The 24,980-nt window shown below is 72.1% G+C and carries 23 protein-coding genes and 3 riboswitches; of the genes, 5 read left to right on the top strand and 18 right to left on the bottom strand.

The genetic code is table 11. The features are described from left to right. Window positions 1–29 precede the first annotated feature (29 nt). On the top strand, window positions 30–962 hold the full coding sequence (locus ACZ6I3_RS16000; protein WP_469415094.1) for a hypothetical protein: 933 nt from the start codon (window positions 30–32) through the stop codon (window positions 960–962). Window positions 963–1,005: 43 nt separating this feature from the next. Here ACZ6I3_RS16000 and ACZ6I3_RS15995 read toward each other — a convergent pair whose 3' ends face one another. Continuing rightward, entirely contained in the window at window positions 1,006–2,214 is a 1,209-nt protein-coding gene (locus ACZ6I3_RS15995; protein ID WP_469415093.1) for a pyridoxal phosphate-dependent aminotransferase, read from the bottom strand. A gap of 88 nt (window positions 2,215–2,302) precedes the next feature. Between ACZ6I3_RS15995 and ACZ6I3_RS15990 the strand changes: the two genes are divergently transcribed. Further along, on the top strand, window positions 2,303–2,929 hold the full coding sequence (locus ACZ6I3_RS15990) for a winged helix-turn-helix transcriptional regulator (protein ID WP_469415092.1): 627 nt from the start codon (window positions 2,303–2,305) through the stop codon (window positions 2,927–2,929). Between the two features lie 67 nt (window positions 2,930–2,996). Here ACZ6I3_RS15990 and ACZ6I3_RS15985 read toward each other — a convergent pair whose 3' ends face one another. From ACZ6I3_RS15985 to ACZ6I3_RS15975, 3 genes are read right to left on the bottom strand one after another with little or no spacing between them, the layout of a single operon-like run. Further along, window positions 2,997–3,800, bottom strand: a complete 804-nt coding sequence (locus ACZ6I3_RS15985; protein WP_469415091.1) for a hypothetical protein — start codon at window positions 3,798–3,800, stop codon at window positions 2,997–2,999. Then, window positions 3,800–5,080: a VWA domain-containing protein gene (locus tag ACZ6I3_RS15980; RefSeq protein ID WP_469415090.1), complete on the bottom strand. Its 1,281-nt coding sequence runs from the start codon at window positions 5,078–5,080 to the stop codon at window positions 3,800–3,802. The genes ACZ6I3_RS15985 and ACZ6I3_RS15980 overlap by 1 nt, the downstream gene beginning before the upstream one ends. A gap of 44 nt (window positions 5,081–5,124) precedes the next feature. Further along, window positions 5,125–6,621, bottom strand: coding sequence for an IucA/IucC family protein (locus ACZ6I3_RS15975; protein ID WP_469415089.1), 1,497 nt, complete (start codon window positions 6,619–6,621; stop codon window positions 5,125–5,127). Window positions 6,622–6,768: 147 nt separating this feature from the next. Here ACZ6I3_RS15975 and ACZ6I3_RS15970 point away from each other — a divergent pair, with 147 nt between their 5' ends. After that, window positions 6,769–8,265, top strand: coding sequence for an IucA/IucC family protein (locus ACZ6I3_RS15970; protein WP_469415087.1), 1,497 nt, complete (start codon window positions 6,769–6,771; stop codon window positions 8,263–8,265). Here ACZ6I3_RS15970 and ACZ6I3_RS15965 read toward each other — a convergent pair. The 8 genes from ACZ6I3_RS15965 to ACZ6I3_RS15930 form a co-directional block, all read right to left on the bottom strand. Then, on the bottom strand, window positions 8,249–9,040 hold the full coding sequence (locus ACZ6I3_RS15965) for an ABC transporter ATP-binding protein (protein ID WP_469415086.1): 792 nt from the start codon (window positions 9,038–9,040) through the stop codon (window positions 8,249–8,251). The two genes, ACZ6I3_RS15970 and ACZ6I3_RS15965, sit on opposite strands and share 17 nt — an antisense overlap. Then, window positions 9,037–10,113: a FecCD family ABC transporter permease gene (locus ACZ6I3_RS15960; RefSeq protein ID WP_469415085.1), complete on the bottom strand. Its 1,077-nt coding sequence runs from the start codon at window positions 10,111–10,113 to the stop codon at window positions 9,037–9,039. The genes ACZ6I3_RS15965 and ACZ6I3_RS15960 overlap by 4 nt, the downstream gene beginning before the upstream one ends. A 26-nt stretch (window positions 10,114–10,139) precedes the next feature. Further along, window positions 10,140–11,150: an ABC transporter substrate-binding protein gene (locus ACZ6I3_RS15955; protein ID WP_469415084.1), complete on the bottom strand. Its 1,011-nt coding sequence runs from the start codon at window positions 11,148–11,150 to the stop codon at window positions 10,140–10,142. 30 nt (window positions 11,151–11,180) lie between these two features. Next, window positions 11,181–11,362: riboswitch (cobalamin riboswitch) on the bottom strand. A 54-nt stretch (window positions 11,363–11,416) separates the two neighbouring features. After that, window positions 11,417–12,166 carry a class I SAM-dependent methyltransferase gene (locus ACZ6I3_RS15950; RefSeq protein WP_469415082.1) on the bottom strand — a complete coding sequence of 250 codons (750 nt, stop codon included), beginning with the start codon at window positions 12,164–12,166 and terminating at the stop codon, window positions 11,417–11,419. Continuing rightward, window positions 12,135–13,355, bottom strand: a complete 1,221-nt coding sequence (locus tag ACZ6I3_RS15945) for an MFS transporter (RefSeq protein WP_469415081.1) — start codon at window positions 13,353–13,355, stop codon at window positions 12,135–12,137. Before ACZ6I3_RS15945 ends, ACZ6I3_RS15950 begins: the two co-directional genes overlap by 32 nt. 22 nt (window positions 13,356–13,377) lie before the next feature. Next, window positions 13,378–14,604, bottom strand: coding sequence for an ATP-grasp domain-containing protein (locus ACZ6I3_RS15940; RefSeq protein WP_469415079.1), 1,227 nt, complete (start codon window positions 14,602–14,604; stop codon window positions 13,378–13,380). Then, entirely contained in the window at window positions 14,601–15,623 is a 1,023-nt protein-coding gene (locus tag ACZ6I3_RS15935) for a cysteine synthase family protein (protein ID WP_469415078.1), read from the bottom strand. The genes ACZ6I3_RS15940 and ACZ6I3_RS15935 overlap by 4 nt, the downstream gene beginning before the upstream one ends. Beyond that, the gene (locus tag ACZ6I3_RS15930; RefSeq protein ID WP_469415077.1) at window positions 15,620–16,474 is read right to left on the bottom strand and encodes a GHMP family kinase ATP-binding protein; all 855 of its coding nucleotides are present in this window, start codon (window positions 16,472–16,474) and stop codon (window positions 15,620–15,622) included. The genes ACZ6I3_RS15935 and ACZ6I3_RS15930 overlap by 4 nt, the downstream gene beginning before the upstream one ends. Window positions 16,475–16,547: 73 nt before the next feature. Next, a riboswitch (cobalamin riboswitch) is annotated at window positions 16,548–16,654 on the bottom strand. A 108-nt stretch (window positions 16,655–16,762) separates the two neighbouring features. Between ACZ6I3_RS15930 and ACZ6I3_RS15925 the strand changes: the two genes are divergently transcribed. Then, the gene (locus tag ACZ6I3_RS15925) at window positions 16,763–17,737 is read left to right on the top strand and encodes a ferric reductase-like transmembrane domain-containing protein (protein WP_469415076.1); all 975 of its coding nucleotides are present in this window, start codon (window positions 16,763–16,765) and stop codon (window positions 17,735–17,737) included. Window positions 17,738–17,752: 15 nt separating this feature from the next. Further along, window positions 17,753–17,875, top strand: a riboswitch (cobalamin riboswitch). A 46-nt stretch (window positions 17,876–17,921) separates the two neighbouring features. Next, complete coding sequence (locus ACZ6I3_RS15920) at window positions 17,922–18,293, top strand: (2Fe-2S) ferredoxin domain-containing protein (protein WP_469415075.1); 372 nt, start codon at window positions 17,922–17,924, stop codon at window positions 18,291–18,293. A gap of 13 nt (window positions 18,294–18,306) precedes the next feature. Here the strand turns inward: ACZ6I3_RS15920 and ACZ6I3_RS15915 are convergent, their stop codons facing one another. The 6 genes from ACZ6I3_RS15915 to ACZ6I3_RS15890 all read right to left on the bottom strand — a co-directional run bounded on the left by ACZ6I3_RS15915 (window position 18,307) and on the right by ACZ6I3_RS15890 (window position 24,900). After that, window positions 18,307–18,732, bottom strand: coding sequence for a universal stress protein (locus ACZ6I3_RS15915; RefSeq protein ID WP_469415074.1), 426 nt, complete (start codon window positions 18,730–18,732; stop codon window positions 18,307–18,309). Between the two features lie 2 nt (window positions 18,733–18,734). After that, window positions 18,735–20,234, bottom strand: coding sequence for an APC family permease (locus ACZ6I3_RS15910; RefSeq protein WP_469415073.1), 1,500 nt, complete (start codon window positions 20,232–20,234; stop codon window positions 18,735–18,737). Between the two features lie 84 nt (window positions 20,235–20,318). Next, complete coding sequence (locus ACZ6I3_RS15905; protein ID WP_469415071.1) at window positions 20,319–22,394, bottom strand: iron ABC transporter permease; 2,076 nt, start codon at window positions 22,392–22,394, stop codon at window positions 20,319–20,321. Window positions 22,395–22,439: 45 nt separating this feature from the next. Further along, complete coding sequence (locus ACZ6I3_RS15900; RefSeq protein ID WP_469415070.1) at window positions 22,440–23,423, bottom strand: ABC transporter substrate-binding protein; 984 nt, start codon at window positions 23,421–23,423, stop codon at window positions 22,440–22,442. After that, entirely contained in the window at window positions 23,420–24,289 is an 870-nt protein-coding gene (locus tag ACZ6I3_RS15895) for an ABC transporter ATP-binding protein (RefSeq protein ID WP_469415069.1), read from the bottom strand. Before ACZ6I3_RS15895 ends, ACZ6I3_RS15900 begins: the two co-directional genes overlap by 4 nt. A 59-nt stretch (window positions 24,290–24,348) precedes the next feature. Beyond that, the gene (locus ACZ6I3_RS15890) at window positions 24,349–24,900 is read right to left on the bottom strand and encodes an MSMEG_1061 family FMN-dependent PPOX-type flavoprotein (protein WP_469415067.1); all 552 of its coding nucleotides are present in this window, start codon (window positions 24,898–24,900) and stop codon (window positions 24,349–24,351) included. Between the last annotated feature and the right edge of the window lie 80 nt (window positions 24,901–24,980).

The raw sequence follows: 24,980 nt of genomic DNA, 5'->3' as shown, positions 1-24,980 counted from the left end.
GCGAGGGAATCAAGGGGGAGGGGAAGAGCGTGCCGCTGCTGTTTCTGAACGAGAAGTCGTGGGCCACGGCCTGCGACCAGACACGAGCCGACGCGGCCATGACGGACTTCGTCGACGCGGTGCGTGCTGTCGCGAAAGAAGACCCGGGCGAGACCTCACTGGTCAGCGAAGTGGAGCTCAAGTCCCTGGAGATCGCCGCAGGCTACCCGATCGGCAAGTGGATCGGCAGCAGCCCGAAGAACCACGCCCGCTGGCAGCGCCTCCTGGCGTTACGGAACAGGTCCCCCGTCCGCAGCGTCTACCCGACGCCGGATGCCGACGGCAGCCTCGAGTACCGCTACGGCGGTGAGACGGTCCTGGGCCTGGGCGCGGCGCACTTCATGGACGGCATCGCGGTCAGTCTGCCGGTCACCCGCGAATGGCAGAAGCCCGCGGTCAGCCTGGAACGCAGTGAGCTTGTCGAACTGGACGACGGGTCCCTTGAGTTCGAGCACGAGACCGTCCGCGTGCGGCACGTCTCCGCAATGCCGCACGTGGACGAACACCTCGGCTGGATCCGGAAAACGAACCTGGCCAGGGCGACCACAGGGCGCCAGATCTGGGAACACAGAGTCGACCTGTACCCGCACCTCCAGTTCCTTGCCCGCACAGAAACTCAGCTCACCGACCTGGACCCGCGCTGGGTCGTGCCTGTGCGGCGATGTCTGGAGCGGCTGGACGCAGCGGCCGCCGCATGGAACCCGGCCGTGACGTCCGAGCCGGAGTGGCAGACCAAGGTGACTTCGGAAGGCGAGACGCGTAAGCGGGTGTGCCGGTTCGAGGACTTGGACGGGGCGTGGGAGACATTCCATCTCCACGCCCGCTTCACCCCGGGAGCCGGCCGGATCCACTTCCGGCTGATCGGCGAAGCAGGCAGCATCCGTATCGCGCACGTGGGGAAGAAGATCCGCCCGGACCTCTGACTCTCCGGGGTGCCGGATATCACCCGCGGCGCAAAGCCGGCCGCTACTGGCGGTACCCGCTCAGGAACCGCCCGATCCGCCCGATCGCCGCCTCCAGGTCGTCGGCGTGCGGCAGGGTCAGGATCCGGAAGTGGTCCGGGGTCGGCCAGTTGAAGCCCGTGCCCTGGACGACCTGGATCTTCTCGCGCAGCAGCAGGTCGAGGACGAACTTCTCGTCGTCGTGGATGTTGTGCACCTTGGGGTCGATGCGCGGGAAGGCGTACAGCGCGCCCTTGGGCTTCACACAGCTCACGCCGGGGATCTCGTTGAGCTTCTCCCAGGCCACGTCCCGCTGCTCCAGCAGCCGCCCGCCCGGCCCGGTGAGGTCGCCGATGGACTGCCGCCCGCCGAGCGCGGCCTGGATGGCGTACTGGGCGGGTGCGTTGGCGCACAGCCGCATGGAGGCCAGCATGGTGAGGCCCTCCAGGTAGTCCTTGGCGTGCTGCCTCGGGCCCGTGACCACCAACCAGCCGGAACGGAAGCCCGCCACGCGGTACGTCTTCGACAGGCCGCAGAAGGTCAGGACCACCAGGTCGGGGGCGAGCGCGGCGGCCGAGTGGTGCACGGCGTCGTCGTAGAGGATCTGGTCGTAGATCTCGTCGGCGAACACCATCAGGCCGTGACGGCGGGCGAGGTCGAGGATGCCCTCGACGATCTCCTTGGGGTAGACCGCGCCCGTGGGGTTGTTCGGGTTGATGATGACCACGGCCTTCGTGCGGTCCGTGATCTTCGACGCCATGTCGTCCAGGTCCGGGTACCAGTCGGCCTGCTCGTCGCAGAGGTAGTGGACGGCCTTGCCTCCCGCGAGGGTCGTCACCGCCGTCCAGAGGGGGAAGTCCGGGGCCGGGATGAGGACCTCGTCGCCGTCCTCCAGCAGGGCCTGTACGGCCATGGAGACCAGCTCCGACACGCCGTTGCCGAGGAAGACGTCGTCGACGCCGACCTCCAGGCCCAGCGTCTGGTAGCGCTGTGCCACCGCCCGGCGGGCGGACAGGATGCCGCGCGAGTCGGTGTACCCGTGCGCCTGCGGCAGCATCCGGATCATGTCCTGGAGGATCTCGTCCGGTGCCTCGAAGCCGAAGAGCGCGGGATTGCCGGTGTTCAGGCGCAGCACACTGTGTCCCGCCTCCTCCAGCGCGTTGGCGTGCTCGATGACCGGGCCGCGGATCTCGTAACAGACCTCGCTGAGCTTGCTCGACTGCCGGAACTCCATGCGCGCGCTTCCCCTCGGCCGATTGGTGTTGCTTGGTTTTACCAAGTAGTCGCTTGGAAAGTCCAACAACATGTCTAGACTGCGTCGCATGCCACCTCGCCGAAGCTACGACCAGTACTGTTCCGCCGCCCGCGCGCTCGACCTGGTCGGCGACCGCTGGACCCTGCTGATCGTCCGGGAGCTCCTCGCCGGTCCCCGCCGCTACACCGACCTGCACGCGGACCTGCCCGGCGTCAGCACGGACGTACTCGCCTCGCGGCTGAAGGACATGGAGCGCGACGGCCTCGCCACCCGGCGCCGGCTGCCCCCGCCCGGTGCGGCGAACGTGTACGAAGTCACGCCCCGTGGAAGGGAGTTGCTGCCGGTACTGCAAGCGCTGGGGGAGTGGGGGAAGGCGGAACTGGGGGAGCGGCGGCCGACGGACGCGGTACGGGCGCACTGGTTCGCCCTGCCCCTGCTGCGGCAGTTGGACGGGGACGGGCTCGTCGAAGTCCGGCTGGAGGAAGGGAACTTCCACCTCTTCGCCGGTGCCGAGGAAGGGCCCGTCTACGGCGACGGGCCCGCCCCGGGGGAGCCGGATGCCCTGCTGGTCCTGGACACCGGCACCTGTACGGCCATCGGCCGGGGGGAGCTGACTCTGGCGGACGCCGTGCGGGAGGGCCGGGTCGAGGTGAGCGGCGACGGCGCGCTCGCCAAGGCGCTGCGCGACACATGACAGAAGGCCCGCACGAAGCGGGCCTTCCGAGTCCGAGTCCGAGTCCGAGTTCAGGCTCGGCTTCAGGTCAGGCAGTGGGCGGCACGCCCGACGGCCGCCCCGGGCCGCGCGTCAGCCGGTAACCGGCGACACCCGCCAGCGCGGCCAGCGCCCCGCCCAGCGCGGTCCACACCCACCGGTCCGACCACCAGCCCGACGCCCAGCCGTCCTCGGGTTCGAGCCCGGCCAGGACCGCCGAGGACTCCTCCTCGTCCCCGGACCCGGACCTCGTCGCGATCCCCGGCACCAGCGGCTCGGCCAGCGAGCCGTCCACCGCCGCGGATCCGCCGATGTCCTTGGAGTCCACCCCTACTTCGGAGTCGACCGGGAGGCCCAGGTCGGAGGCGGCGACGCCGGTCGCCGTCAGACGGACGTAGTACGTGCCCGGCAGCGGGTCGTTCGCCCAGGGCTCCGACCAGGCACGGACCGTGCGCAGCACGCAGGCCAGTTCCACGGAGCCGGCGTCCGAGGCGGCGGTGCGCGTCTGCGCGCCGTACTGGCATGCCTGGCGGCGGCGCAGACCGTCGTAGACGTCGATCTGCCAGGTCTGCGGGGCGTGGGTCTCGGGCAGCTTCACTGTCGCCTTGACCGTGGGGCGCTGCCCGGTGTCGGCCGGGAACGACCAGTACAGGTAGTCGCCGGTGGAGCCGCTCGCGGTGGCCTGCTGCCCCTGTTCGATCTCCGTCGCGGTACGGAAGGAGGTGCCCGCCCGCGTGGGTGCCGACTTCTCCGACGCGTCCTGCGACGGACTCGGCGAGGAGTCGGCCGCCGCGGGCGCGGCGGCGAGCCCCACGGCCAGCAACGCGGTGCTCAACGCACGTATCACTCGCATCAGTTGGTCCTCCAGACCGCGATCCGCCAGCGCGACAGCCAGCCCCAGACGAGACCGGCGAGGAAGCCGGTGAGGATCAGCGCGCCGAGCAGCCACCAGCCCCGGCCCAGGCCGAAGGAGGCCACGTCACTCGCGTGCGACGGGCCGTCGACGACGTCCACCGTCAGCTCCAGCGGCAGCCCGGGAGTGGTCTTCACACCGGAGGCCGCCGAGAAGGAGTGGGTGACCGTCAGGCACACGGTCTCCGCGGCCGGCTTGTCGCTGTCACCGTCGGCGTCGTCGCGCTCGGGCTCGGGGTACCTGAGGCCCGTCGAGATCACGTCCGTACGGCCGTTGCCCGCCGCCTCGCCACGTACGATCTCCCGGCCCTTGCCCGTCACGGCCCGCAGCAGCACGCCGTAGCCCGGGTTCACGGCCCGGTCGGCCGCGACACTCACCGAGGCGCGCAGCTCCTGCCCCGGCAGGACCTCCACGCGGTACCAGCGCTGCTGCCCGAACTCCTCCCGGTCGGTGTACAGCCCGGACTTCAGCGTCGGTGCCGCGGAGCACCGGTCGGCGCCCTCGGTCGCCACCGGCGTCACCACCGGATCGGCCGCCCGGTCCACCAACTGGTTGACCTTGTCGGTGAGTTCGTCCTGGTGCTCCACCGAGGTGTAGGTGCCGCCGGTGGCCTCGGCGATGCAGCTCAGCTGCTTGCTCAGCTTGGCGGTAGGCACCAGGCCCAGGGTGTCGATGGTCAGGCCGATGCCCTTCGCCGCGATCTCGCGGGCCACCTCGCACGGGTCGAGCGGGGCGCAAGTGTCCTCGCCGTCGCTGATCAGCACGATGCGCTTGGAGCCGTCGCCGCCCTCCAGGTCGTCGGCGGCCTTCAGCAGGGCCGGGCCGATCGGCGTCCAGCCCGTCGGGGTGAGCGTGGCGACGGCCGTCTTGGCCTCGGTGCGGTTCAGCGGGCCGACCGGGTAGAGCTGCGCGGTGTCCTTGCAGCCCGTCTTCCGGTCGTCGCCGGGGTAGTCGGCGCCGAGGGTGCGGATGCCGAGTTCGACCTCCTCGGGCGTCGCGTCGAGCACCTCGTTGAACGCCTGCTTCGCGGCGGCCATCCGCGACTGTCCGTCGATGTCCCGCGCCCGCATCGAGCCGCTCACATCGAGGACGAGGTCGACCTTGGGGGCGGCCTGGCCCGTGGGTTCGCCGGCGGCCGCTCCGGCCGGGAAGGCTATCCCGGCCGTCAGCGCGGCGAGCAGGGCACAGACGCCCGCCGCCAGTCGTTTACTTGTGATCATCGGCGGATCTTATGGAGCGGCGGGGCCGTGCTCCAAAACGGGGTTCACAGAAGAGGATTGGGTAGTTCCGCCCACTGGTCACCGGGCGTCTGCGGCGAGAGCCGCATCAGCGTCAGCGCCTTGGTGGGCACGGGTTCCGAAAGCAGTGCGGTGAGGTCCGGGGAGCGCGGGAGGCTGGACACGGCCGACTCCAGCGCCGTCGCGAGCGCCGCGCCCGACCCCGCCGTACCGGCCAGCGCGCCCGCCACCAGTGAGCCGAACAGCTTGCGGCGGAGCGTGCGTTCGTCGTCCGTGACCATCCGGGCGGGCAGGTCGGGGACCGTGATGCCGTGCCGGGCCAGGCGGGCCGGGCTGACGCGGATGTCGGCCAGGTCGCGGTAGACGAACCGCAGCGGGTCGCCGTCGGGCGAGAGGACCACGAGGAGGTTCTGGCCGTGCGCCTCCAGGGCCACGCCCAGCTCCAGCAGCCGCAGCCCGACGGTGAGGGCGAGGCGGGCGAAGCCGGCCAGCCAGGCGGGGGAGCGGGACAGCGCGCTGGTCGCGAGCGCCGCCACCGGCAGGACCCGTTCACCGCTCCCGGCGTACGTCTGCGGCGACTCCCGCAGCACGGCCGCGAAGTCGGGGGAGCCGGCCGCAGCCGCTCCCAGGGTGCGGGTGACGTGCAGCAGGCCGTCCGTGCGCGCCGCCGGGATCTCGGCGAAGTCCGACAGCAGCGCGGACGCGGCCACCGAGGGCAGCGAGATGTCCCGCACCGACGATGTCAGCCGGGCACTGAGGGAGGTCTTGACGTGCGGCCCGCCGGGCAGGGCGAGCGTCCGCAGGGACATCAGCGGATGCGCGGCGCGCCGCTCCTCGCACGTCCGCTTCAGCACATGCGCCGCCTGCCAGGGGTGCACCGGCAGCACCACCCGCGGCCCGTCCCGCAGGTCCTGGGGCCACGCCCCGGTCACCAGGCACTCCTCCGCCCGCACCGGTACAAGACCCAGCTCCACGACCGGCCGGTGCTCGGGCCCGTAGGCGAGCTGCTCGGCCACCGAGAAACCGGGCCGGGACCGGCAGGTGGGGTGGAACGGATGCCCGTCGACGATCCGCTGCTCCCACTCCCAGTCGTTCCCCGGCCACTCGTCCGCCGCGAGTCCGTCCTGCCCCGCTCTCGACAGCGCCAAGGAGGCGACGCTGTGACCGAGTTCGGCGGCGAAGGAGGCGGAGTGCGGGACGGCGAGGTCCGTCACCAGCCGCGCCGGATCGTTGTACTCAGCCCCGTCGAGCCCCACGACGGTGACGTAGCCGCCGGTCGCGTACGGATCCGGCGGCGGGCCGTGCAGCCGGCGGCCGTCGGACAGGAACAGGGTCAGCCCGTCCCGGCCCGGCTCCCTGCGGGCCACCCAGGGCAGTGGATCATGGGCGAGACCGCGCCACAGACGGGACAGCACGGCCGCGCGGGCGCCGGGCAGTTCGGCCTCGTACCGCGGCAGCAGTCCGGGCCGTACGGCGGCCAGCTCTTCGGCGACCTCGGCCTCGGCGGTGGGGGGACGGTGCACGGGCGGGCTCCTCGGGTACGAATAGGGCGTCACGGCGCGATGACGTCGAACGGCATACTGATCATCTCCGCCAGGAAGTCCGGAAGTCCCGGAAGGGCTGCGGGGAACTCAGAGAACACAGAGAACACAAGGAACGTACGGAAACGAGTGGATCGCGTGGACCTCATGCCCCCGACCGCCGACGCGTACGCCGCCGTGCCGCTGCTGAACTGCCTGCTGCGGGAGGTGGCCCGGCCGGTCGGCCAGGAGGGCGAGCACCGGATCTACCGCCTGCCCGGCGGGGGCCGTCTGCTGCGGGTGCGCGGGACGCGGCGGCCCGCCGAGCCCGAGGTCGAGGGGCCGGACGGCCGGCAGCGCGTCGACCACACCGAACTGGTCAAACTCGTCGCCGAGGAACTGCGCCGGCACACCGGGGTGTCCAACCACGAACTGCCCGCCGAGATGATCGACAGCAGGGACGCCGTGGCCGCCCTGCTGGAGGCCCGCGACCGCGCGACCCCGCCCGACGACCTCTACCTGCGCTCCGAGCAGTGTCTCCTCACCGGCCACACCCACCACCCGGCCCCCAAGGCGCGCGGCGGCGGCCCGGCCGCGGGGTGGCTGCCGTACGCGCCCGAGGCGTACGCCCGTTTTCCGCTGGTCCTGCTCGGGCTGCGCGAGGACTGCGTCGTCGAGGAGGGCGACACCTCGGCCCTCGACGCCCTCGGCACCGCCCCGCCCGGCTACCGGCTGCTCCCGGCCCACCCCTGGCAGCTCGACCTGGCGGGCACGGAGCTCGCCGCCGCCTTCGAGGACGGGAGGCTGGTCCGGCTGGGCACGACCGCCTTCGACACCTGGCCGACGGCCGCGATCCGCACGCTCTACGCACCTGGACAGGACCTCTTCCTGAAGTTCAGCCTCGACGTGCGCATCACCAACGACATCCGCCGGCTGTGGCGCCACGACCTGCTCGCCCTGCGCCGCACCGACGCGGCCGTGTGCGCCGCCTTCGACGGCTTCGACACGCTCGACGGCCCCCCGGCCTGGCTCGGCGACCGCGGGTACCGCACCGCCGGCTTCGCCTTCGAGGCCCTGGCCGTCCTCGTCCGCGACGGCTTCGCCGACCGTCTCGTGCCCGGCGCGACCCCGCTGCTCGCCGCCGGACTCGTCGAGGGCTTCGACGGCAGCCCGCTCGACCGCGCCGCCGACCCCGGGGCATGGTGGGCGGCGTATCTGGCGCGGGTGGTGCCCCCGGCCCTGGAGGCCTTCGCCCGGCACGGCGTCGTCATCGAGGCTCATCTGCAGAACACCCTGATCGCCGTCGACGCCGACGGCATGCCCGTGCAGGCCCTGTACCGGGACGCCGAGGGCGTGAAGCTGCTGCCGGACGTGGAGCGGGAAGCCGGCTGGGAGCGGCTCGTGTACTGCCTGGTCGTCAACCACCTCACCGAGATCGCCGGCGCCCTCGCCGAACGCCATCCCGGCTTCGACCCGTGGCCCGCCGCCCGCCGCGAGTTCGCCCGCCACGACCTGCCGGAGATCCCCGCCCTGCTCACCTCGCCCACCCTCCCCGCCAAGACGAACCTCCTGCTGCGCTGGACGGGCGCGGACGGCGCCGACGCCCGCTATCTGCCGCTGCCCAATCCGCTCAGGGAAGGAACGTGACCTGGGGAGCGCCCGTGCGCGGATGCACGGTGACCTCTCCCTCCACCCCGTACACCTCGGCCAGCAGCCGGGGCGTGAGGACCTCGGCGGGCGGGCCGGACGCGGTGACCTCGCCCTCGTTCAGGACGTAGAGGCGGTCGCAGTAGTAGGCGGCCAGGTTGAGGTCGTGCAGGGCGAGCAGCACCGTCGCGGGCAGTCGGCGCAGGGCGCCCAGCACCTCCAACTGGTGCCGGATGTCCAGGTGGTTGGTGGGCTCGTCGAGGACGAGCAGCGTGGGCTGCTGGGTGAGGGCCCGGGCGATCAGCACCCGCTGGCGTTCGCCGCCGGACAGCCGGTCGAAGGGCCGCTCGGCCAGGTGGGCGGCGTCGACCGCCGCGAGCGCGGAGTCGATGAGCCCGGCGTCCTCGGGGGTGTCGCCGGCCAGAAGCCGCTTGTGCGGGGTGCGGCCCATGGCGACGACCTCGCGCACGGCCAGATCGAAGTCGGCGCCCGACTCCTGCACCACCGCCGCCACGGTACGGGCCAGCTGCCGCACGGGCAGCGACCAGGCGTCGGCGCCGTCGACCCGCACCTGCCCGGCGTCGGGGCGCAGCACCCGGTAGACGGCCCGCAGCAGACTGGACTTGCCGCTGCCGTTGGGGCCCACCAGCCCGATGGTCTTGCCCGGGCGGGCGGTCAGGGACACGTCCCGCACCAGGTGACGTGCTCCGGCCGTCAGGGTGACGCCCTCGACATCGAGATCGGTCGCGGCCACCCCTGTTCCGATCGCGCTCATCCCACTCCTCGGTCCGTGGACCGCCGGGCGTCCCGGCGCATGAGCCACAGGAAGAACGGCCCGCCGCACAGCGCGGTCAGCACGCCGACCGGCACCTCCATGGGCGCGGCGATCGTGCGCGCGGCGACATCGGCCCAGACCAGGAAGACCGCCCCGCCGAGGGCGGCCGTGGGCAGGACCCGGCGGTGGTCGCCGCCGACGAACAGCCGCACGATGTGCGGCAGCATCAGGCCCACGAAGCCGATCGGCCCGGCCGCCGCGACCAGCACGCCCGTCACGAGGGAGACCAGCACGAACATCCGGGCCCGGAACCGGGCCACGTCGAGGCCCATCGTGGTCGCGGCCTCCTCGCCCGCCAGCAGCAGGTTCAGGTTCCGGGACTGCACCATGAGGACACCGACGCCCAGCAGAGTCGCCAGGCTCGGCAGCCACAGCGTGCCCCAGTTGACGCCGCCGAGACCGCCGAGGGTCCAGGCGAGCACCGCACGGGCCTCGTTGCCCCGGTCGGTGGTCAGCAGCAGCAGATCCAGCAGCGCGGTGAGCACCGCGGCGATCGCCACCCCGGACAGCACGAGCCGCACGGAGGTGATGCGTCCTCCGGTCCGGGCGGTGCTGTACACGAGCAGCAGCGCGCCCAGCGCGCCCGCGAACGCGGCGGCCGACAGCGACACCGGCCCGAACACGCTCACCCCGAACACGATCACCGACACCGCGCCCAGGGACGCCCCCGAGGAGACGCCCAGCAGATACGGCTCGGCCAGCGGATTGCGCACCAGGGCTTGCAGGGCGGTGCCCACGACCGCGAGGCCCGCCCCGGTCACCACCCCGAGCAGCACCCGGGGCGCCCGCACATCCAGCACGATGGTCTCGCGCGCCCGCGACCAGTCAGGCTCCGTCCAGCCCGCGCCCAGCGTGTGCGTCACGATGCCCCAGACCTGCCCGGGCGGCACCTGCACGGAGCCGATCGCCAGGCCCGCCGTGGCGGAGACGACGAGCAGGGCGGTCAGGACGAGCAGCGTGACGGCCAGGCCGGTGCGCCCCGTCCGCTGCCCGGCCGGCACAGGGCGTCGCACCGCGGGAGCCTCGGTGGCCGGCTGCGTCACCGGGAGCTCTCGGGATGCAACCCGCGCGCCAGGTCCCCCACCGCGTACGCCGAGCGGATGCCGACGAGCGTGGCGGTGAGCGGCAGGACCACGAACCGCTTGTTCTTCACGGCGGGCACGTCGGCGAGGGCAGGCTGGGAGAGCAGGAACTTCTTCTTCTGCTCGACGCTTCCGGCACCGGCGTAGTCGTAGATGGCGATGACCTCGGGCCTGCGCTCGACGACCTGCTCCCAGGAGACGTCCCCGAAGACGTCGTCGAGGTCGGCGAAGACGTTCTTGCCGCCGGCCAGCCGGATGATCTCGGTGCCGAGGCTCTTGCCGCCCGCGGTGAAGGCGGTCTTGTCGCCGCTGTCGTACACGAACACCGGCACCGCGGACTCGCCCTCGACGGCGGAGGCCGCCTTGGCGACCCGGCCCTCCAGGTCGGCGACCAGTGCGTCGGCCCGGCCGGAGACGCCGAAGATCTCACCGGCGGTGCGGATCTCGTCGTAGGTGTCCTTCATCGTCACCCGCTTCTTGCCGCAGTACTCGCGGTTGAGGTGGGTGTCGATGCCGGCGTCGGCGAACGCCTTGCGGGAGCGGCCCTCGTTCTCCGCGAAGGCACTGCCGTAGCCGCCGTAGACGAGGTCCGGCTCGGCCTCCAGGACGGTCTCGAACGACGGTTCCTTCTTCGCCAGTTCCGGTATCGCCTCGTAGTCCTTCCGCAGTTCCGGCAGGACGGCCGAGTCGGGGAAGGCGGTGCCGACCATGCGGTCCTTCAGACCGAGGGCGAGCATGAGTTCCGCCGGGTGCTGGTGGATGGTGACGACCCGTGACGGCGGCTTGTCGTAGGTCGTCTTCACCCCGCAGTTGTTCACGGTGACGGGGAAGCCCTCGGGTGCCTTCGACGCCTTCGGGTCCTCGGCGGTGCGGCCGGACGAGCCGCAGCCGGTGACGAGCAGTGCCGCCGACAGGGCGACGGCCAGCGCTGTGACCTGTCGGCGGGCAGGGGAGAGCAGGTGGGACACGTAGAGCCTCCTGGGGAGTCCGCGCTCCTCGGATCGGGCCCGCGGCGGGTCAGTGTCCTGACTCCCGGATCGACGTCCCCCCAAGCCTTCCCGCGCTCGCGCGGTGGCGTGTCGAAGGGGTGCGCTCCCCGGTCACAGTGGCGGGACCGTGCCGGAATCGCACCGGCTTCCTGTCTCCCGTCGCGGCGATGACCTGGTGATAGTACGTTCCGCGCCGTCGCGGTCAACAGGGCGTGCGCGCCCGCCCCGCACGCCCCGTGCCCACGTCACAGCTCCCGGACCGCCCGCAGCACCAGCCGCTCGGCGTTCTCGTCGTAGGGCCGGCCGTCGAAGCCGCCGAAGACCTCCACGCCCCCGAACCCGGCCTCCTCCGCCATCCGCCGCAACTCCACGGCGCTGTACACGAACCACACCAGCGTCGCCCGGGTCACACGCTCACCCCGCACCAGGACCCAGTCGCTGCGCAGCCGCGCCCAGTCGTCCAGCACCGTGTCCGTCTGCACCATCAGGTCCTCACCGCGCGTCACCACCTTGGGCGGGGTGACCTTGCGGGCCAGCAACTCCTTGCCGGCCAGGTCCAGGACGAGCGTGCCGCCCGGGGCCAGGCAGTCGTACATGGTGCGCAGCACGCGCGCGTTGTCGGCGGGGTCCTCGCAGTAGCCGAACGACGTGAACATGTTGAGTACGACGTCGAAGCCGCCCGGCGCCGCGTAGTCGCGCGCGTCGGCCTGGACGTACGTGACGTCGGCGCCGGTGTCCGCCGCCCGCTTGCGCGCCCGGTCCAGCATGGCCGGGCTGAGGTCCACGCCCGTCACCTCGTAGCCGCGCCGGGCGAGCGGCACGGTGAACACGCCGGGGCCGCAGCACAGGTCGAGCACCCGCGCCCCGGGCCGGAAGGACAGCAGGGGAGAGGTGTCCAGAAGTTCCTCGGCCTGGGTGTGGCGCTGCTCGGAGAAGAGGAAGTCGTGGAACTCCGTCCAGAAGTCATCGTCCTGGAACCCGCCCGTCCGTGTCATGCGGCTTCAGTGCTCCTTCTTCGTCGAATGGGACCTGCTTCAGCCGCTCGCCGTGCCTTCGCAGCAAGAGCAGGAGTGGGGGAAGCAGCAGACATTGCGCGGCGGCCAGCAGCCAGAACCAGCCCGTGTGCCCGGCGCGTTCCCCGAGGCCGTACACCTGGCCGCCCAGCACCCCGCTCGCGCAGGCGCCGAGACCGGAGGCCAGCCGCTGCTGACCGAAGACCACGGCGTCGGAGCGCGGGCTGCGGCGCAGCGCCTCCAGGTCGTTCTTCAGGAACAGCACGATGTCGCCCAGGGTGATCAGCGCCCCGCCCGCCAGCAGAGCGGCCCGGCCGCCGATCGCCAGCACGGCCAGTCCGGCCGCCAGGCCCGCGAACCCGACCGTCAGCGCGAGCGCGTAGGGCATGCGCCGGATCAGCCCGGAGGCGAGCGGCTGGACGACGATGACCAGCGTGAAGCAGAGCAGCAGGACCAGGCTGTAGAACTCGCTGGAGGCCCGCTCGACGGCGTAGACCGCCAGGAAGTGCTGGAAGTGGAAGTACAGGTAGAACGCGAGCGCGTTGGCGGCGAACGGCAGGACGGCCACCCCGGCCAGCAGCCCCTGCCGGGTGACCTCGGTGCCGGGGGGCCGCTCCCCGGCCGCGGGCAGCCCGGCGTGGCCCGCCGTGACCGCGAGGAACAGCGCCGTGACGGCCGCGAACAGCCAGCCGGGCGAGGACAGCACGAACGGCCCGGCGATCAACGGGCCCACCGCCATGCCCGCGTTGAGCGCCGCGTTGCCCGCCGACAGGAACGCCGGACGGCGTTCCTCGTCCACCCCGTGCACCAGGTACGCCTTGTTGGCGGGCAGGTACAGGGCGGCGCCGCAGCACGTCAGCACCAGCGCGGCGACCGCCAGGGGAGGCCAGCGCAGGGCCAGCAGGAGGCCGACGAACCCGGCCGTCCGTACGACGAGGGCCCACAGCATCGTGCGGCGCAGCCCGATCCGGTCCGCGAGCGCCCCGCCGACGACGCCGCCGGAGAACTGCACCAGCGCCGCCACGGCCAGCACCACGCCGACCGTGCCGAGCCCCATCCCGAGCCGCTCGTGCAGGAACACCGACATGAACGGCAGCACCATGAAGCTGCCGAGCGGGATCAGGAACGAGCTGAGCAGCAGGAAGCGCAGCGGGCCGCTGAGCGGGAACAACCCGGCGCTCCGCCCGGGCCGTTCACCCACCGGAGGGCTCGGTGAGCACGCGCAGGGCGTTGGCGGCCGCGACCGCCCGGTGCGTGGCGAGTTCCGCGGTCTCCGCCTCGGCGTAGACGATGCCCGCGTAGCCACGGCTGTCACTCAAGTGCTCCACGAGATCCCCGACTTGGCGGACGGGATACCAGGCCGGTGACCCCGGCAGGTCCGCCAGCCGGTCGAGCCCGGCGACCCCCGTGAACACCCCGGGCTCGGCCGGATACCCCAGGACGAAGGCCACGGCCGGACCGCCGGGCAGCTCCGTGTCCATCAGCCGGGGCCGGCGGCCGAGCGCGGCCTCGATCATCGCCTCGTACACATTGACGCCGAGCGCCCGGCACAGGCCCTCACCGACCAGCGCGCCCCCGATCCGGGGGTTGACCTCCACCACCTCGGGGCCGTCGCCGGTCAGCACGAACTCCACATGCGCGAAACGGTCGGTGTACCCGACGGCGGCGAGCACCTCGTCGAGCCACCGCTCCAGCGACACCCGCTGTGCTTCCGGGAAGGCGACGGGGAAGGCGGTGATCTCCTCGCGGAAGCGGGGCTCCGCCGACATGAGCCTGCTCGACACACCGAGAAGCCGCGTGCGCCCGGCCCAGGTGAGGGTCTCGGCGCTGTACACCGGCCCGCCGAAGTACGGCTCCGCGAACAGCCGCCCCTTCAGGGGCTGCCCCGCCGCCTCCCGAAGGACCCGGTCCAGTTCCCTCTCGTCGCGCACCAGCCAGACGTTCTGGCTTCCGGTGCCCGCCGTGTCCTTGAGGATCGCGGGCAGGCCCACCTCCTTGAGAAGCAGCTCCCGGGCCTCCGTCTCCGGACCCGCCGCCTCGGCGGCCCGGCCGCGCGTGAGACCGGCTTCGTGCAGCCGGTTGCGGACGGCGGCCTTGTCCCTGGTGAACCGCAGCACTTCCGGATCGAGCCCCGGCAGGGCGAAACGGTCGGCGAGGTCCGCTCCGGCCAGGGTCCAGGTGTCGGTGGAACTGATCAGGCCACGCAACTCCGGGGTACGCCCCAGCAGTTCCGCCACCCGCTCCACGTCGAAGGTGTCGGTCTCCACGACGTCCAGGGCGCCGACGGGCAGCCGCTCCAGCTCGTAGGCGTAGTAGGCCGGGTCGCGGGTCAGGAGCAGCAGCCGCTCGCCGAGCCGGTCGGCGGCGCGTACCAGGTGCCCGAGCCCGAAGGTCAGCGACTCCAGACAGACGACGGTCATGCCGCCCGCTCCTTCCAGTGGGCGGGGCAGGCCGTGCGCCGCCACGTCATTCTCGACCAGGGCATGCTCATCTCCTCGGGGTCGCGGACCTCGACGGGCTTCAGTGAGGCGGGGTCCAGGGCCTCCGGGTGCCGGGCGAAGACGCGCTCCACGTAGCGGTGTCCGGTGTCGGCGCCGATCACCAGGTGCAGCCGGTCGGGGTGGCGGCGGGCCTCGTACATCGCGGCCAGATATCCGGCGCCGGTGGACAGCCCGGCGAAGACGGCGTGTTCGCGCAGCAGACTGACCGCGCCGGACATGGCGTGCGTGAAGTCCATCCAGTGCACGGTGTCGTAGAGGTGGTGGCGGACGTTGTCGAAGACGATCGACGACCCGATGCCCGCGATGATCGCCTCGGGGTCGTGATGGTCCTGGCTGCCGAAGGTGACGCTGCCGAACGGCTGCACCCCGACCAGCCGCACCGACGGCTCCGTCTCCCTGAGCCGCTCCACGAGGCCGCCCGTCGAGGCGCCGGAGCCCACCCCGCCGACGACGGTGAGAGGGGTATCGGGGAACGCCTGCGCTATCCGGTCGGCGACCTCGTGATAGCCGAGGCAGTGGATGTCGTCGTGGTACTGGCGCATCCAGTGGCAGTCGGGGCGCTCGGCGAGGATCTCGCGCACCCGCCGTACCCGTAACTCCTGGTCGAGCTTGAGGTTCCGGGACGGTTGGACCTGCTCGACACTCGCGCCGAGGATCTCCAGCTGGGCGCGGGTGGTGGCGTCGACGGTGGTGGACGCCACGATGTGGCACCGCATGCCGTGCCGGTGACAGGCCAGCGCCAGGGCGTAGGCGTAGATGCCGCTGGAGCTGTCGATCAGGGTCTGGCCCGGCCGGACCGTGCCCCGGTCGAGTAATCGGCGGACGGCGGCGAGCGCCGAGTAGATCTTCATCGACTCGAACCGGAGCAGCACGAGCCCGTCGGTGAGCCGGACCAGGTCGGGAATCTTCAGGGCGTCGGCGATGTGGGGGTGGATCACCCGTAGCCTCCTTGGGCGAAAGAGCACTGGTGGCCGAGCGAGCGGAAGAACGCGGACAGTTCGGACCTGAGGCGGGAGTCCGGGCGGCGGGCGAAGAGATAGCCGGTCAGACAGCCGGTGTGCGCGACGAAGACACCGTCGGCACCGAACCGCTCCCGGTGGGCCAGCACCCGGTCGAACGTCGCTTTGGGCAGCACCTCCTGGGACAGCGCGGCACTGGTGGTCGCCGCCCGCGCCACGGCCTCCGCGTCACCGCAGGCGAAGCCCTTCAGCAGGTCGGTCAGACACCGCTCGTACTCCTCCCCGCGGCGCCGGTAGTGCGCGAGGAGCGGCGCGGTCACGGCGGCGGTGTCCACCGTGCCCGGCTCGGTCACATAGGCGGTGTGGAAGCCGAGGTCCGTGCCCAGCCGCCGCACCACCCGGTGCCGGCCGCTGAGATGCAGGGCGAACTCGTCGAGGAAGACGCTGTCCGACCGTTCGATCGCCGCCAGAACGCCGAGCACCACGTCGGTGTCGCAGGGCAGTGAGAAGATCCCCGCCAGACAGCGCAGGGTCGCCACGATGTCCGCCGTCGAACTGGCCATCCCGACGCCTACCTGGAGTTCGGAGTGCGTGGTCCAGGTGCCCGGCGGCAGGGACAGGCCGTGATGCTCCAGGAAGAGCCGGGCCGCCGTCAGGGACTTCTCCCCGAGGGGAAACGGCCCCGCGGGCCCCGGTGTGAAGTGCACCCAGGAGTGGCGGTCCACGGGGAACGACACCACCGCGATGTCCGGATCGGGGCCCGCCCGCAGCGGCCCCTGGTACAGCTCGCCGAGCGTGCCGTGACAGACACCGGACACGACACCACCCACGTGATTCCTCCGTCCGCCGACCCAGTCCTCGAGGTCACCGTGCACAGCCCGCGCGTGACGCGCGGGCGCAGTGGCAGGCCTTCGGACTCGCGGGCCGGCGTTCGGCTCCCACTCACCGCTGCGGGACAGTCCCGGACTCCCACCGGGTTCCCCTGCGACTGCGCGCCTCAGCGTAGGGACGCCCCCAGGGGATGGAAAGGGTGCCTCCGGGGGCCCGTCGGGTCCCGGCCGTCCCTCTGGCCGGATTGCGTCTCGGTAACCCACCTCCCCTCGGTGAGACTGTGCTCGATGCTGGTGAACCCGAGGTCCGACGAGAACGGGACGAGCGTCCCGAGACCCGGCGCCGAGCGCGTGGCCCTGCGCGGCGACCTCCGCTCCGCGCTGCCCGACGCCGCAGCGGCGGTCGTGGTCACGGCGGCGGTGTTCGCGCTGCTGTGGGCCCGGATGGAGTCCGGCACCTCCGACACGGTCGCGGTCATGCCGTTCATGGACGATCCCGGCACCTACTGGATGTATCTGCTCAGCCAGGCGTTCGGCTGGTCGGGCCTGCTGTGGGCCTGGGGCACGGTCATGCTGGGGCTGCTCCTGTCGGGGCCGGGCCCCGGCCGGCTGCCGGTCTCCCGGCAGGTCCTGGAACGCTGGCACCGCACCACGAGCCTGACCACCATGGCCCTGATGTTCGCGCACGCCCTGATGTTCGCGGCGGAACTCGTGCGCTACGAGGCACAGCTGGGGTGGGCCGAGCGGCTCTGGGCCGGCTTCGCGGACACCTTCGTGCCCGGCTGGTACGACTCCGGGACCGGCCGCATCGCCATCCCGCTCGGCCAGGGCGCCCTGTACGTGGCGATCCCCCTGGGCCTGCTCTTCTACGTCCGGCACCGCATCGGCGCGAACACCTGGCGCCGCCTGCACCGGTTCGTGATCGTCGTGTACGTCCTCAGCGTCTGGCACACCCTGCTCTACGGCACCAACGTCTGGTACGGCGAGTGGCCGCGCACCGTGCTGTGGCTGCTGCAACTGCCCGTCGCCGCCCTGCTGGTGCTGCGCCTGCTGCGGCCCGCCCGGCGGTCCGAACGCCTCGCCGCGCCGGGTGCGGGCACGGGCGTGACCCGGTCGGCCTGGACGGCACGGGCGGCGGGACGCATCGCCGCCGGGGCCGTGGTCGTAGGGCTCCTCGCCGTGATCGCCTCCGGCCGGGACGGTGGCCGCGAACGCCCTGCCGAACCGCCGGCCACGCAGCCGCACGCCCACGAGACGGACTGAAGCCCCGCACCGGCCGCATGGAATGATGGCCGGCGACATGGCGACGGCGGAACGAGGAAGCCGGTGTGAATCCGGCGCGGTCCCGCCACTGTGACCGGCCTCGGCCGGGAGCCAGGAGACTCACGCGGTCGCCTCCTCGACGAACCACCGGGGCGGATCTCCCCGGAGAGAGGACAGGTGCGGCATGTCCGCAACCCCGGCCGGAGGGGTTCCGTGCCGCGTCGTCGTCTGCCGGGACTGCTGCTGCGGCACCCGCAAGGTGACCGGCGTCGACCACACGGCCCAGACCGAGCGGCTGCGCGAGGCGGCGCCCGTGCGGGTCTCCGAGTGCCTCGATGTCTGCGACCAGGCCAACGTCATCGTCGTACAGCCGTCCACGGCGGGCCGGGCCGCCGGGGCCCGGCCGGTGTGGCTCGGGCTGGTCAACGACCCGGCCGCGACCGAGGACATCGTCACCTGGGTCCGCGACGGCGGCCCCGGCGTCGCGCCCCTGCCCGACATCCTCGGCCTGTACGCCTTCAGCCCGCTCGCGAAACGGCGCGCGGGCAGTTCCTGACCAGGCCCGGCTCTCAGGACTCCTGTTCCTCCGCCGGCACGCACAGGACCGGGACGTTCGACAGGTGCAGCAGCTTGTGGGGGGTCGAGCCCAGGAGCGCCCCGCGCACCGGGCTCTCGCCCCACGTGCCCACCACGATCACCCTGGCGTCATGGCGTTCCGCGGCGTCGATCAGCGCCTGCGCGGGCCGCTCGTCGATGAGTTCGACCGTGCTGGGCACACCGGCCTCGTCGGCGACCCGGACCGCGTGACCGAGCACGGTGGTTCCGGCCTCACGGACGGCCTTCTGATGAGCGCCGTACTCCTCGCCCGTGACGCCGGGGGCCGCGGCGCCGTAGACGATCACCAGGGGCTCGCCGTACGCGGCCGCCACCTCGATCGCCACCCGCAGCGCGCGCAGGGCGCCCGGGGACTCGTCGTAGCCGAGGATCACCGACATCTTCAGGACTCCTTGCGGTCAACGAGGTCGGGGTCGACCGTGCTCGGGCGCTCCGACCAGAACGCGGGGGACATCAGTCGCCAGACGACCATGATGATCACGCCCGCGACGGCGACGCCGATGCCGATGACGAGCGGCGGGCCGAGCCCGAACCAGGCGGTGCCGGTGACGGAGTTGGCCGGATCGGCCATGTCCTGGACCGACTCCACCAGCAGCCACGCCAGCAGCCCGGCGCCGATCAGCGGGCCGAGGCCGATCAGGAGGAGATCCCGGACACTCCTGGTCAGCAGGCGCCGGTAGTAGACCGCGCAGGCGACACCGGTGAGCGCGTAGTAGAACGCGATCAGCAGGGACAGCGCCGTCAGGGAGTCGAAGAGGGCGTTCTCGCTGATGTTGTAGACGACGAGGTACCAGGCGGTGGCGATGCCCGCGACCCACCAGGTGCTCACGTCCGGGGTGCGGAACCGGGGGTTGATGTGCCCGAAGTGCTTCGGCAGGGCGTACCGGCGGGCCATGGACAGTCCGGTGCGGGACGCCGGGATGATCGTCGTCTGCGTGGACGCCAGTGCCGATGTCGAGACCGCCAGCAGTACGACCCAGTCCCAGCCGCCCATCGCCTCTTCGGCGAGCAGCGCGAAGATGAACTCCTCCTCGGCGGCGTTCTCCTCGAGGTAGGCCGTGCCCGCGTAGGCGACGACCGCGAAGGCGACCGCGAGGTAGGTCACCAGCAGCAGCACCGTCGACCAGATGGCCGCCTTGCCGGGCGCCGTGGCGGAGTCCTCCACCTCCTCGGTGAGGTTGACCGCCGACTCCCAGCCCCAGTAGATGAACACGCCCAGCAGCAGGGCGCCGGTCAGGGACCCCCCGCCGGCCCCGAAGGGGTTGAGCCAGCTGAACTCCGGGTCGATGGATTCGAGGGTGCCGGTGTCGGCGTAGACGCGGTACAGCGCCACCACGGCGAAGGCGAGCAGGCAGACGACCTGCGCCAGGATGAGGGTGTTCTGCACCTTGGCCGACACCTCGGTGCCGATCACACAGATGGCCGTCATCACCACGATGAGCAGCACGGTGAGCACCTGGCGCAGGACGTCGTTGTCCGCCCAGCTGTCCAGGCCCACGGCGAGCAGGAAGAAGGTCACGGCGACATCCGCCAGCGACCCGACGACCAGGACACCCGTCATCGTGATGGCCCAGCCGCCCAGCCAGCCCGCCCACGGCCCCATGGCCCGGGTGACCCACGAGAAGGTCGTGCCGCAGTCCTGGTCGACCTTGTTGAGGTAGTAGAACGCCGACGCGATCAGCAGCATCGGCACGAACGAGGCGACCATCACCCCGGGGGCGTAGATGCCCACCAGGGCGACGATCGGGCCGATGACCGCCGCCACCGAGTACGCCGGTGAGGTCGCGTTGAGCCCGATGACCAGCGCGTCGAGGAACCCGATCGCATTGGGCTTCAGGCTCGCGGACGGTGGCGGGCCCGCGTCCGCAAGGTCCTTGGCCATGCTCCTCCCTCACTCCCGTTGTGCGTGGATCCATACAACAGGCAGGGGTGAGGCATTTTGGCGATTGACGCCCTTTTAGGTGGCCTATGTCGCTTTACGGCCCCGTACCAGCAGCCGCAGGAAGTACGGCGTGCCGATCACCGCCGTCATCAGTCCGGCGCCCAACTGGGCCGGGGCGATGACGGTCCGGCCGAGCAGATCCGCCGTACAGACGAGTGCGGCCCCGAGCAGGACGGCGACCGGCACCACCCGCACATGCCGCCGGCCCACGAGGGCACGCGCCGCGTGCGGCGCCACGAGACCCACGAAGCCGATGGTCCCGGCCGAGGCGACGGCGGTCCCGGCGAGCAGGACGCTCACCACCAGGAAACCGAGCCTGGCCCGGGGCAGTCCGAGGCCGAGCAGCCGAGGGGTGTCCTCGTCCAGGGAGACGAGATCCAGCTCGGTGCGCCGCGCGACCGCGACGACCACGCCCAGCGCCAGCACGAGCGCGACGGGCACGACGTCCGGCATGGTCCGCCCGTACGTCGAACCGGACAGCCAGGTCAGCGCCTTCGTGGCGTTGAACGGGTCGGTGAGCACGATGAGCAGGCTGATCAGGGCCGTGGACCCGGCGGCCATGCCGATCCCGACGAGGACCAGCCGGTTCTGCCGGTAGCCGCCCCGGGCCGCGAGCCCGAAGACGATGGCGGAGGCCAGCGCGGCACCCCCGAACGCGGCACCCGCGATACCCCAGGAGCCGGCGGCGGGCACGGTCGTCACCAGCAGCACGGCGCCCAGCGCGGCGCCGCCCGAGACGCCCAGTACCCCTGGCTCCGCGAGCGGGTTGCGGGTCACGGCCTGCACCAGCGTCCCGGCCAGGGCGAGCGCGGCGCCCGCGCACAGGGCCGCGAGCACCCGCGGCACCCGCGTGTCCAGGACGAAGGAGACGGCCTGACCTGCCCGCCCCTGCGCCCAGTTCGCGACATCGCCGAGCAGGAGCTTGCTGTCGCCGAGCAGGACTCCGGCCAGCGTGACACCCACGACCACGGCGGCCAGGACGCCCACCGTGACCAGGAACGCGGTCCGGCTGGGGATGCGCAGCCGGTCCGGCGCGTCGGCCCCGGCCGTGTCCCGCAGCCGCAGGGCCGTCACCACCAGGAACACGGCACCGACCAGGCTGGTGACGATGCCGGTGGGCACGGCGACCGCCCGGTCCGCCGGGACGAGGGCCCGCAGCAGCACGTCCGACCCGAGCACCAGCGCGGCACCCGTGAGCCCGGCCACCGGCAGGGCCGCGCGGGCGCGGACGAAGCCCCGGAACCGGCGCGCGAGCGGACGCACCAGGGCGGGGGCGCAGAGCCCGACGTAGCCGATGGGCCCGGCGAGGGTGACGGCCGCCGCCGACAGCAGCGCCGCCAGCACGACCACCGTGACACGGGTGGCGTGGACCGGGACGCCCAGCCCGCGCGCCGCGTCGTCCCCCAGGGCGAGCGCGTCGACCCGCCGCGCGACCAGCAGCAGCCCGGCGAGTCCCACCAGGGCGACGGGCAGCAACTGCAGGACACCGTCGAAGCCGTTCTGGCCGATGCTCCCCTGGTTCCACTCGTAGAGGCCCTCCGTCTGCTGCGGGAACAGCAGGAGCAGCCCCTCCGTCACCGAGTTCAGGCCCAGCGCGAGCGCGGTGCCCGCGAGGACCAGCCGTACGGTGCCCGTGCCGAGCCCCGACAGGGCGAGCACGACGGCCGCCGCCACCAGCCCGCCGGCGAAGGCGACGCCCGAGGAGGCCAGCAGCGGCAGGGAGACGCCGGTCGCGCCGACCAGCCCGAGCGCCAGATACGAACCGGCGTTCACCGCGAGGGTGTCGGGCGAGGCGAGCACATTGCGGCTGACGGCCTGGAGGACGGCGCCCGCGATGCCGAGGACGACGCCGACCAGGACGCCGGCGGTCATGCGCGGCAGCCGGGAGGCGATGACCACGGATGCGTCGCCCGGATCGGCCTGCCCGGTCAGGGCCTTGAACACCTGCGCCGGTCCGACGGCGGCGGTGCCCTGGGTGATGTCGACGACCGCGAGAGCGGCGACGAGGAGGACGAGCCCGGCCGTCACCGCGGCCGCGCCCGTACGGGACGCGGCCGCCGCAGGGCGGGTGGTGCTGGGGGGTGCTTCGGTGACGGCCATGGCTCCGGTGCTTCTGCTTCGTCCGAGCGGCTGTTTCGCCGGCTGCTACTTCGTCAGCTCGCCGACGAGGGCGTCGATGTACGCCTCCATCGACTCGGGGCCGCCGAACATCCAGATGCCGTCGGGCAGCCGGTGCACCTTGTCCGCCTTGACGAACGGCAGGGACGTCCACACGGCGTTCTTCTTCAGCTGGCCGGAGAACGGGTTGCTGGACTTGTCCTCGTCGTTGCCTATGTAGGCGAACTGCACGTCCTTCGGCAGGGCCGTGAGGCCCTCGACGTCGGTGGTGCCGAGGCCGTAGGCCGGGTCGCCCTTGACCTTCCAGGCGTTCTTCAGACCGAGCTGCTTGTTGACCGACCCGATGAGGGAACCGTCGGTGTACGGGCGCAGGGAGACCTGGTTGGCGGTGACATAGCCGTCGGAGAAGGCGATGTCGGAGCCGTCCAGCTTGGCGTCGGCGAGGGCCTTCTTGCCCTCGGCGACCTTCGCGTCGAAGCTCTTGCGGGCCGCCTCGGCCTTGTCGGTGGTGCCGGTCGCCTTGGCGATCAGGTCGAGGTTGGTGAACATCTGGCCGATCTGGTCGGAGGCGTCCGCCGACTTGATCTCCAGCACCGGGGCGATCTTCTTCAGCTGCTTCACGGCCGCGTCGGGCAGGTCGGAGCTGGCCACGATGAGGTCGGGGGAGAGCGAGGCGACGGTGTCCATGCTGGGCTCGCCGCGGGTGCCGATGTCCTTCGGCTCGTTCTTCAGCGGGACGGCGGTGTCCCAGGTCTTGTAGCCCTTGACGTCGGCGACGCCCACCGGGTCGACGCCGAGGGTGATGAGGCTCTCGACCTCGTTCCACTCGGTGGCGACGACCTTCTTCGCCGGGCCGTCCAGCTTGACCTTCGCGCCCGTGGAGTCGGTGAGGTTGATGGCCTCGGAGGTCTTCTTCGAGGAGCTGTCGGCGGCCGGCTCGGTGGTGCCGCAGGCGGCGAGGGTGAGCGCCGCGGCGGTGGTGGTGGCCGCGGTGAGCAGGATGCGTCTCATGAGGTGGTGCCGAGCCTTTCGCTACGGGTGTTACGGGTGTGGTGCCGGCCGATCGGACGGGTCCGCAGTCGGCCGGTGTGGGGGTCTGTGTCGACGTCGATCCGGATGCCGTAGACGGCGGTCAGCCGTTCCGGGGTCAGGACCTCCTCGGGCGGGCCCTCGGCGACGATCCGGCCCGCTTCGAGCAGCGTGATCCGGTCGGCGATGGCCGCGGCCTGGTCGAGGTCGTGCAGCACGACCCCGACGGCGATCCCGTGGTCGTCCGCCAGGTCGCGGACGAGGTCGAGGAGTTCGATCTGGTAACGCAGGTCGAGATAGGTCGTCGGCTCGTCCAGCAGCAGCACACCGGTCTCCTGGGCGAGGCAGCTCGCGAGCCAGACCCGCTGCAACTGCCCGCCGGAGAGGTGGTCGGCGCCGCGCTCGGCGAGGTCGGTGACCCCGGTCAGCGCCAGCGCCCGCTCGACCGCGGCCGACGCGTCCGGGTCGGGGCGTCCGAAGCGGCCCCGGTAGGGATAGCGGCCGAACTCGACGAGGTCCCGCACGGTCAGCCCGCTGGGCGTGGGCCGGCCCTGGGTCAGCAGGGCCACGTACCGCGCGAACTCCCGGGCGGTCAGAGCCAGGCCGTCGGTCGCGTCATCGATCCTGAGCGCGGCCTCGCGGGCCCGCTGCAGCCGGGCGATCGTCCGCAGCAGCGTCGACTTCCCGCTGCCGTTGGGGCCGACCAGGACGGTCACCTCACCGGGCCGCAGCGCGATCGCCGCGTCGTGCACGACGTCCACGCCGTCGTACGACACGGTCACGCCCGTGGCCGAAAGTTGATGCCCGCGCAGACGCTGTCCGCCGGCCGTTTCTTCACCAGATCTCACGCGGCGAAGGTTAGCCTAACCTAAGTGCAGGTCGGGAGGGGGGTGCCGGAATCGTGATCTCAGCCCGTCTGCCACGTGGCCGGATTCCACACCCCCGAGCGGCGCAGCGACTGCGGGCAGTGCAGATAGATCTCGTCGATCTCGAGCACGAGGGCGAGGGCGGGGCGCTTGCCGTCCTGCGCCGTCATGGCGTCGAAGAACGGGGCGTCCGTGAGGATCCGGGCCCTGCCGTTGACCCGCAGGACCTCCTTGCCGCCGGGTATCAGATACAGCAGCCCGGCGTGCGGGTTGTCCAGGATGTTGTGGAGGCTGTCGCCGCGCCGGTTCCCCGGCCGGTCGGGGAGGGCGAGCGTGCCGGAGTCCACGACGTGCGTGAAGCCGGGGGCGTCCCCGCGCGGGGAGGCATCGCAGTTGCCCCGCGCGTCGGAGGTGGCCAGCAGGCAGAACGGGGAGCGGGCGATGATGTCCCGGTCCTGGTCGGTGAGCCGGTCGTGCACCTTCTCGATCACCACGGGCCAGGGCTCGCCCAGCAGCTCACGCAACTCGGCGGCCGATCCCAGCTCGGCCCAGCCCTCCTCGCGCGCGGCGACGGTCTCGGTCGTGTGCGGCAAGGCGGGCTCCCGGGGTGTGTGCGTCGGTTGTTCGGTCCGCACAGCCTACCTAGAGCGAGGTAAGCCTACCCTTACTGAGG

Source organism: Streptomyces sp. NPDC041940, assembly GCF_055589465.1.
The sequence above is the reverse complement of the archived record's forward strand: the minus strand, read 5'-3'. Positions and strand labels throughout refer to the sequence as shown.

Bases quoted from the DNA above. Each gene is read 5' to 3' on its own strand.
- ACZ6I3_RS15995 (WP_469415093.1), bottom strand. From the start codon at position 2,214: ATGGAGTTCCGGCAGTCGAGCAAGCTCAGCGAGGTCTGTTACGAGATC.
- ACZ6I3_RS15990 (WP_469415092.1), top strand. From the start codon at position 2,303: ATGCCACCTCGCCGAAGCTACGACCAGTACTGTTCCGCCGCCCGCGCG.
- ACZ6I3_RS15985 (WP_469415091.1), bottom strand. From the start codon at position 3,800: ATGCGAGTGATACGTGCGTTGAGCACCGCGTTGCTGGCCGTGGGGCTC.
- ACZ6I3_RS15980 (WP_469415090.1), bottom strand. From the start codon at position 5,080: ATGATCACAAGTAAACGACTGGCGGCGGGCGTCTGTGCCCTGCTCGCC.
- ACZ6I3_RS15965 (WP_469415086.1), bottom strand. From the start codon at position 9,040: ATGAGCGCGATCGGAACAGGGGTGGCCGCGACCGATCTCGATGTCGAG.
- ACZ6I3_RS15950 (WP_469415082.1), bottom strand. From the start codon at position 12,166: ATGACACGGACGGGCGGGTTCCAGGACGATGACTTCTGGACGGAGTTC.
- ACZ6I3_RS15940 (WP_469415079.1), bottom strand. From the start codon at position 14,604: ATGACCGTCGTCTGTCTGGAGTCGCTGACCTTCGGGCTCGGGCACCTG.
- ACZ6I3_RS15925 (WP_469415076.1), top strand. From the start codon at position 16,763: ATGCTGGTGAACCCGAGGTCCGACGAGAACGGGACGAGCGTCCCGAGA.
- ACZ6I3_RS15920 (WP_469415075.1), top strand. From the start codon at position 17,922: ATGTCCGCAACCCCGGCCGGAGGGGTTCCGTGCCGCGTCGTCGTCTGC.
- ACZ6I3_RS15915 (WP_469415074.1), bottom strand. From the start codon at position 18,732: ATGTCGGTGATCCTCGGCTACGACGAGTCCCCGGGCGCCCTGCGCGCG.
- ACZ6I3_RS15910 (WP_469415073.1), bottom strand. From the start codon at position 20,234: ATGGCCAAGGACCTTGCGGACGCGGGCCCGCCACCGTCCGCGAGCCTG.
- ACZ6I3_RS15905 (WP_469415071.1), bottom strand. From the start codon at position 22,394: ATGGCCGTCACCGAAGCACCCCCCAGCACCACCCGCCCTGCGGCGGCC.
- ACZ6I3_RS15900 (WP_469415070.1), bottom strand. From the start codon at position 23,423: ATGAGACGCATCCTGCTCACCGCGGCCACCACCACCGCCGCGGCGCTC.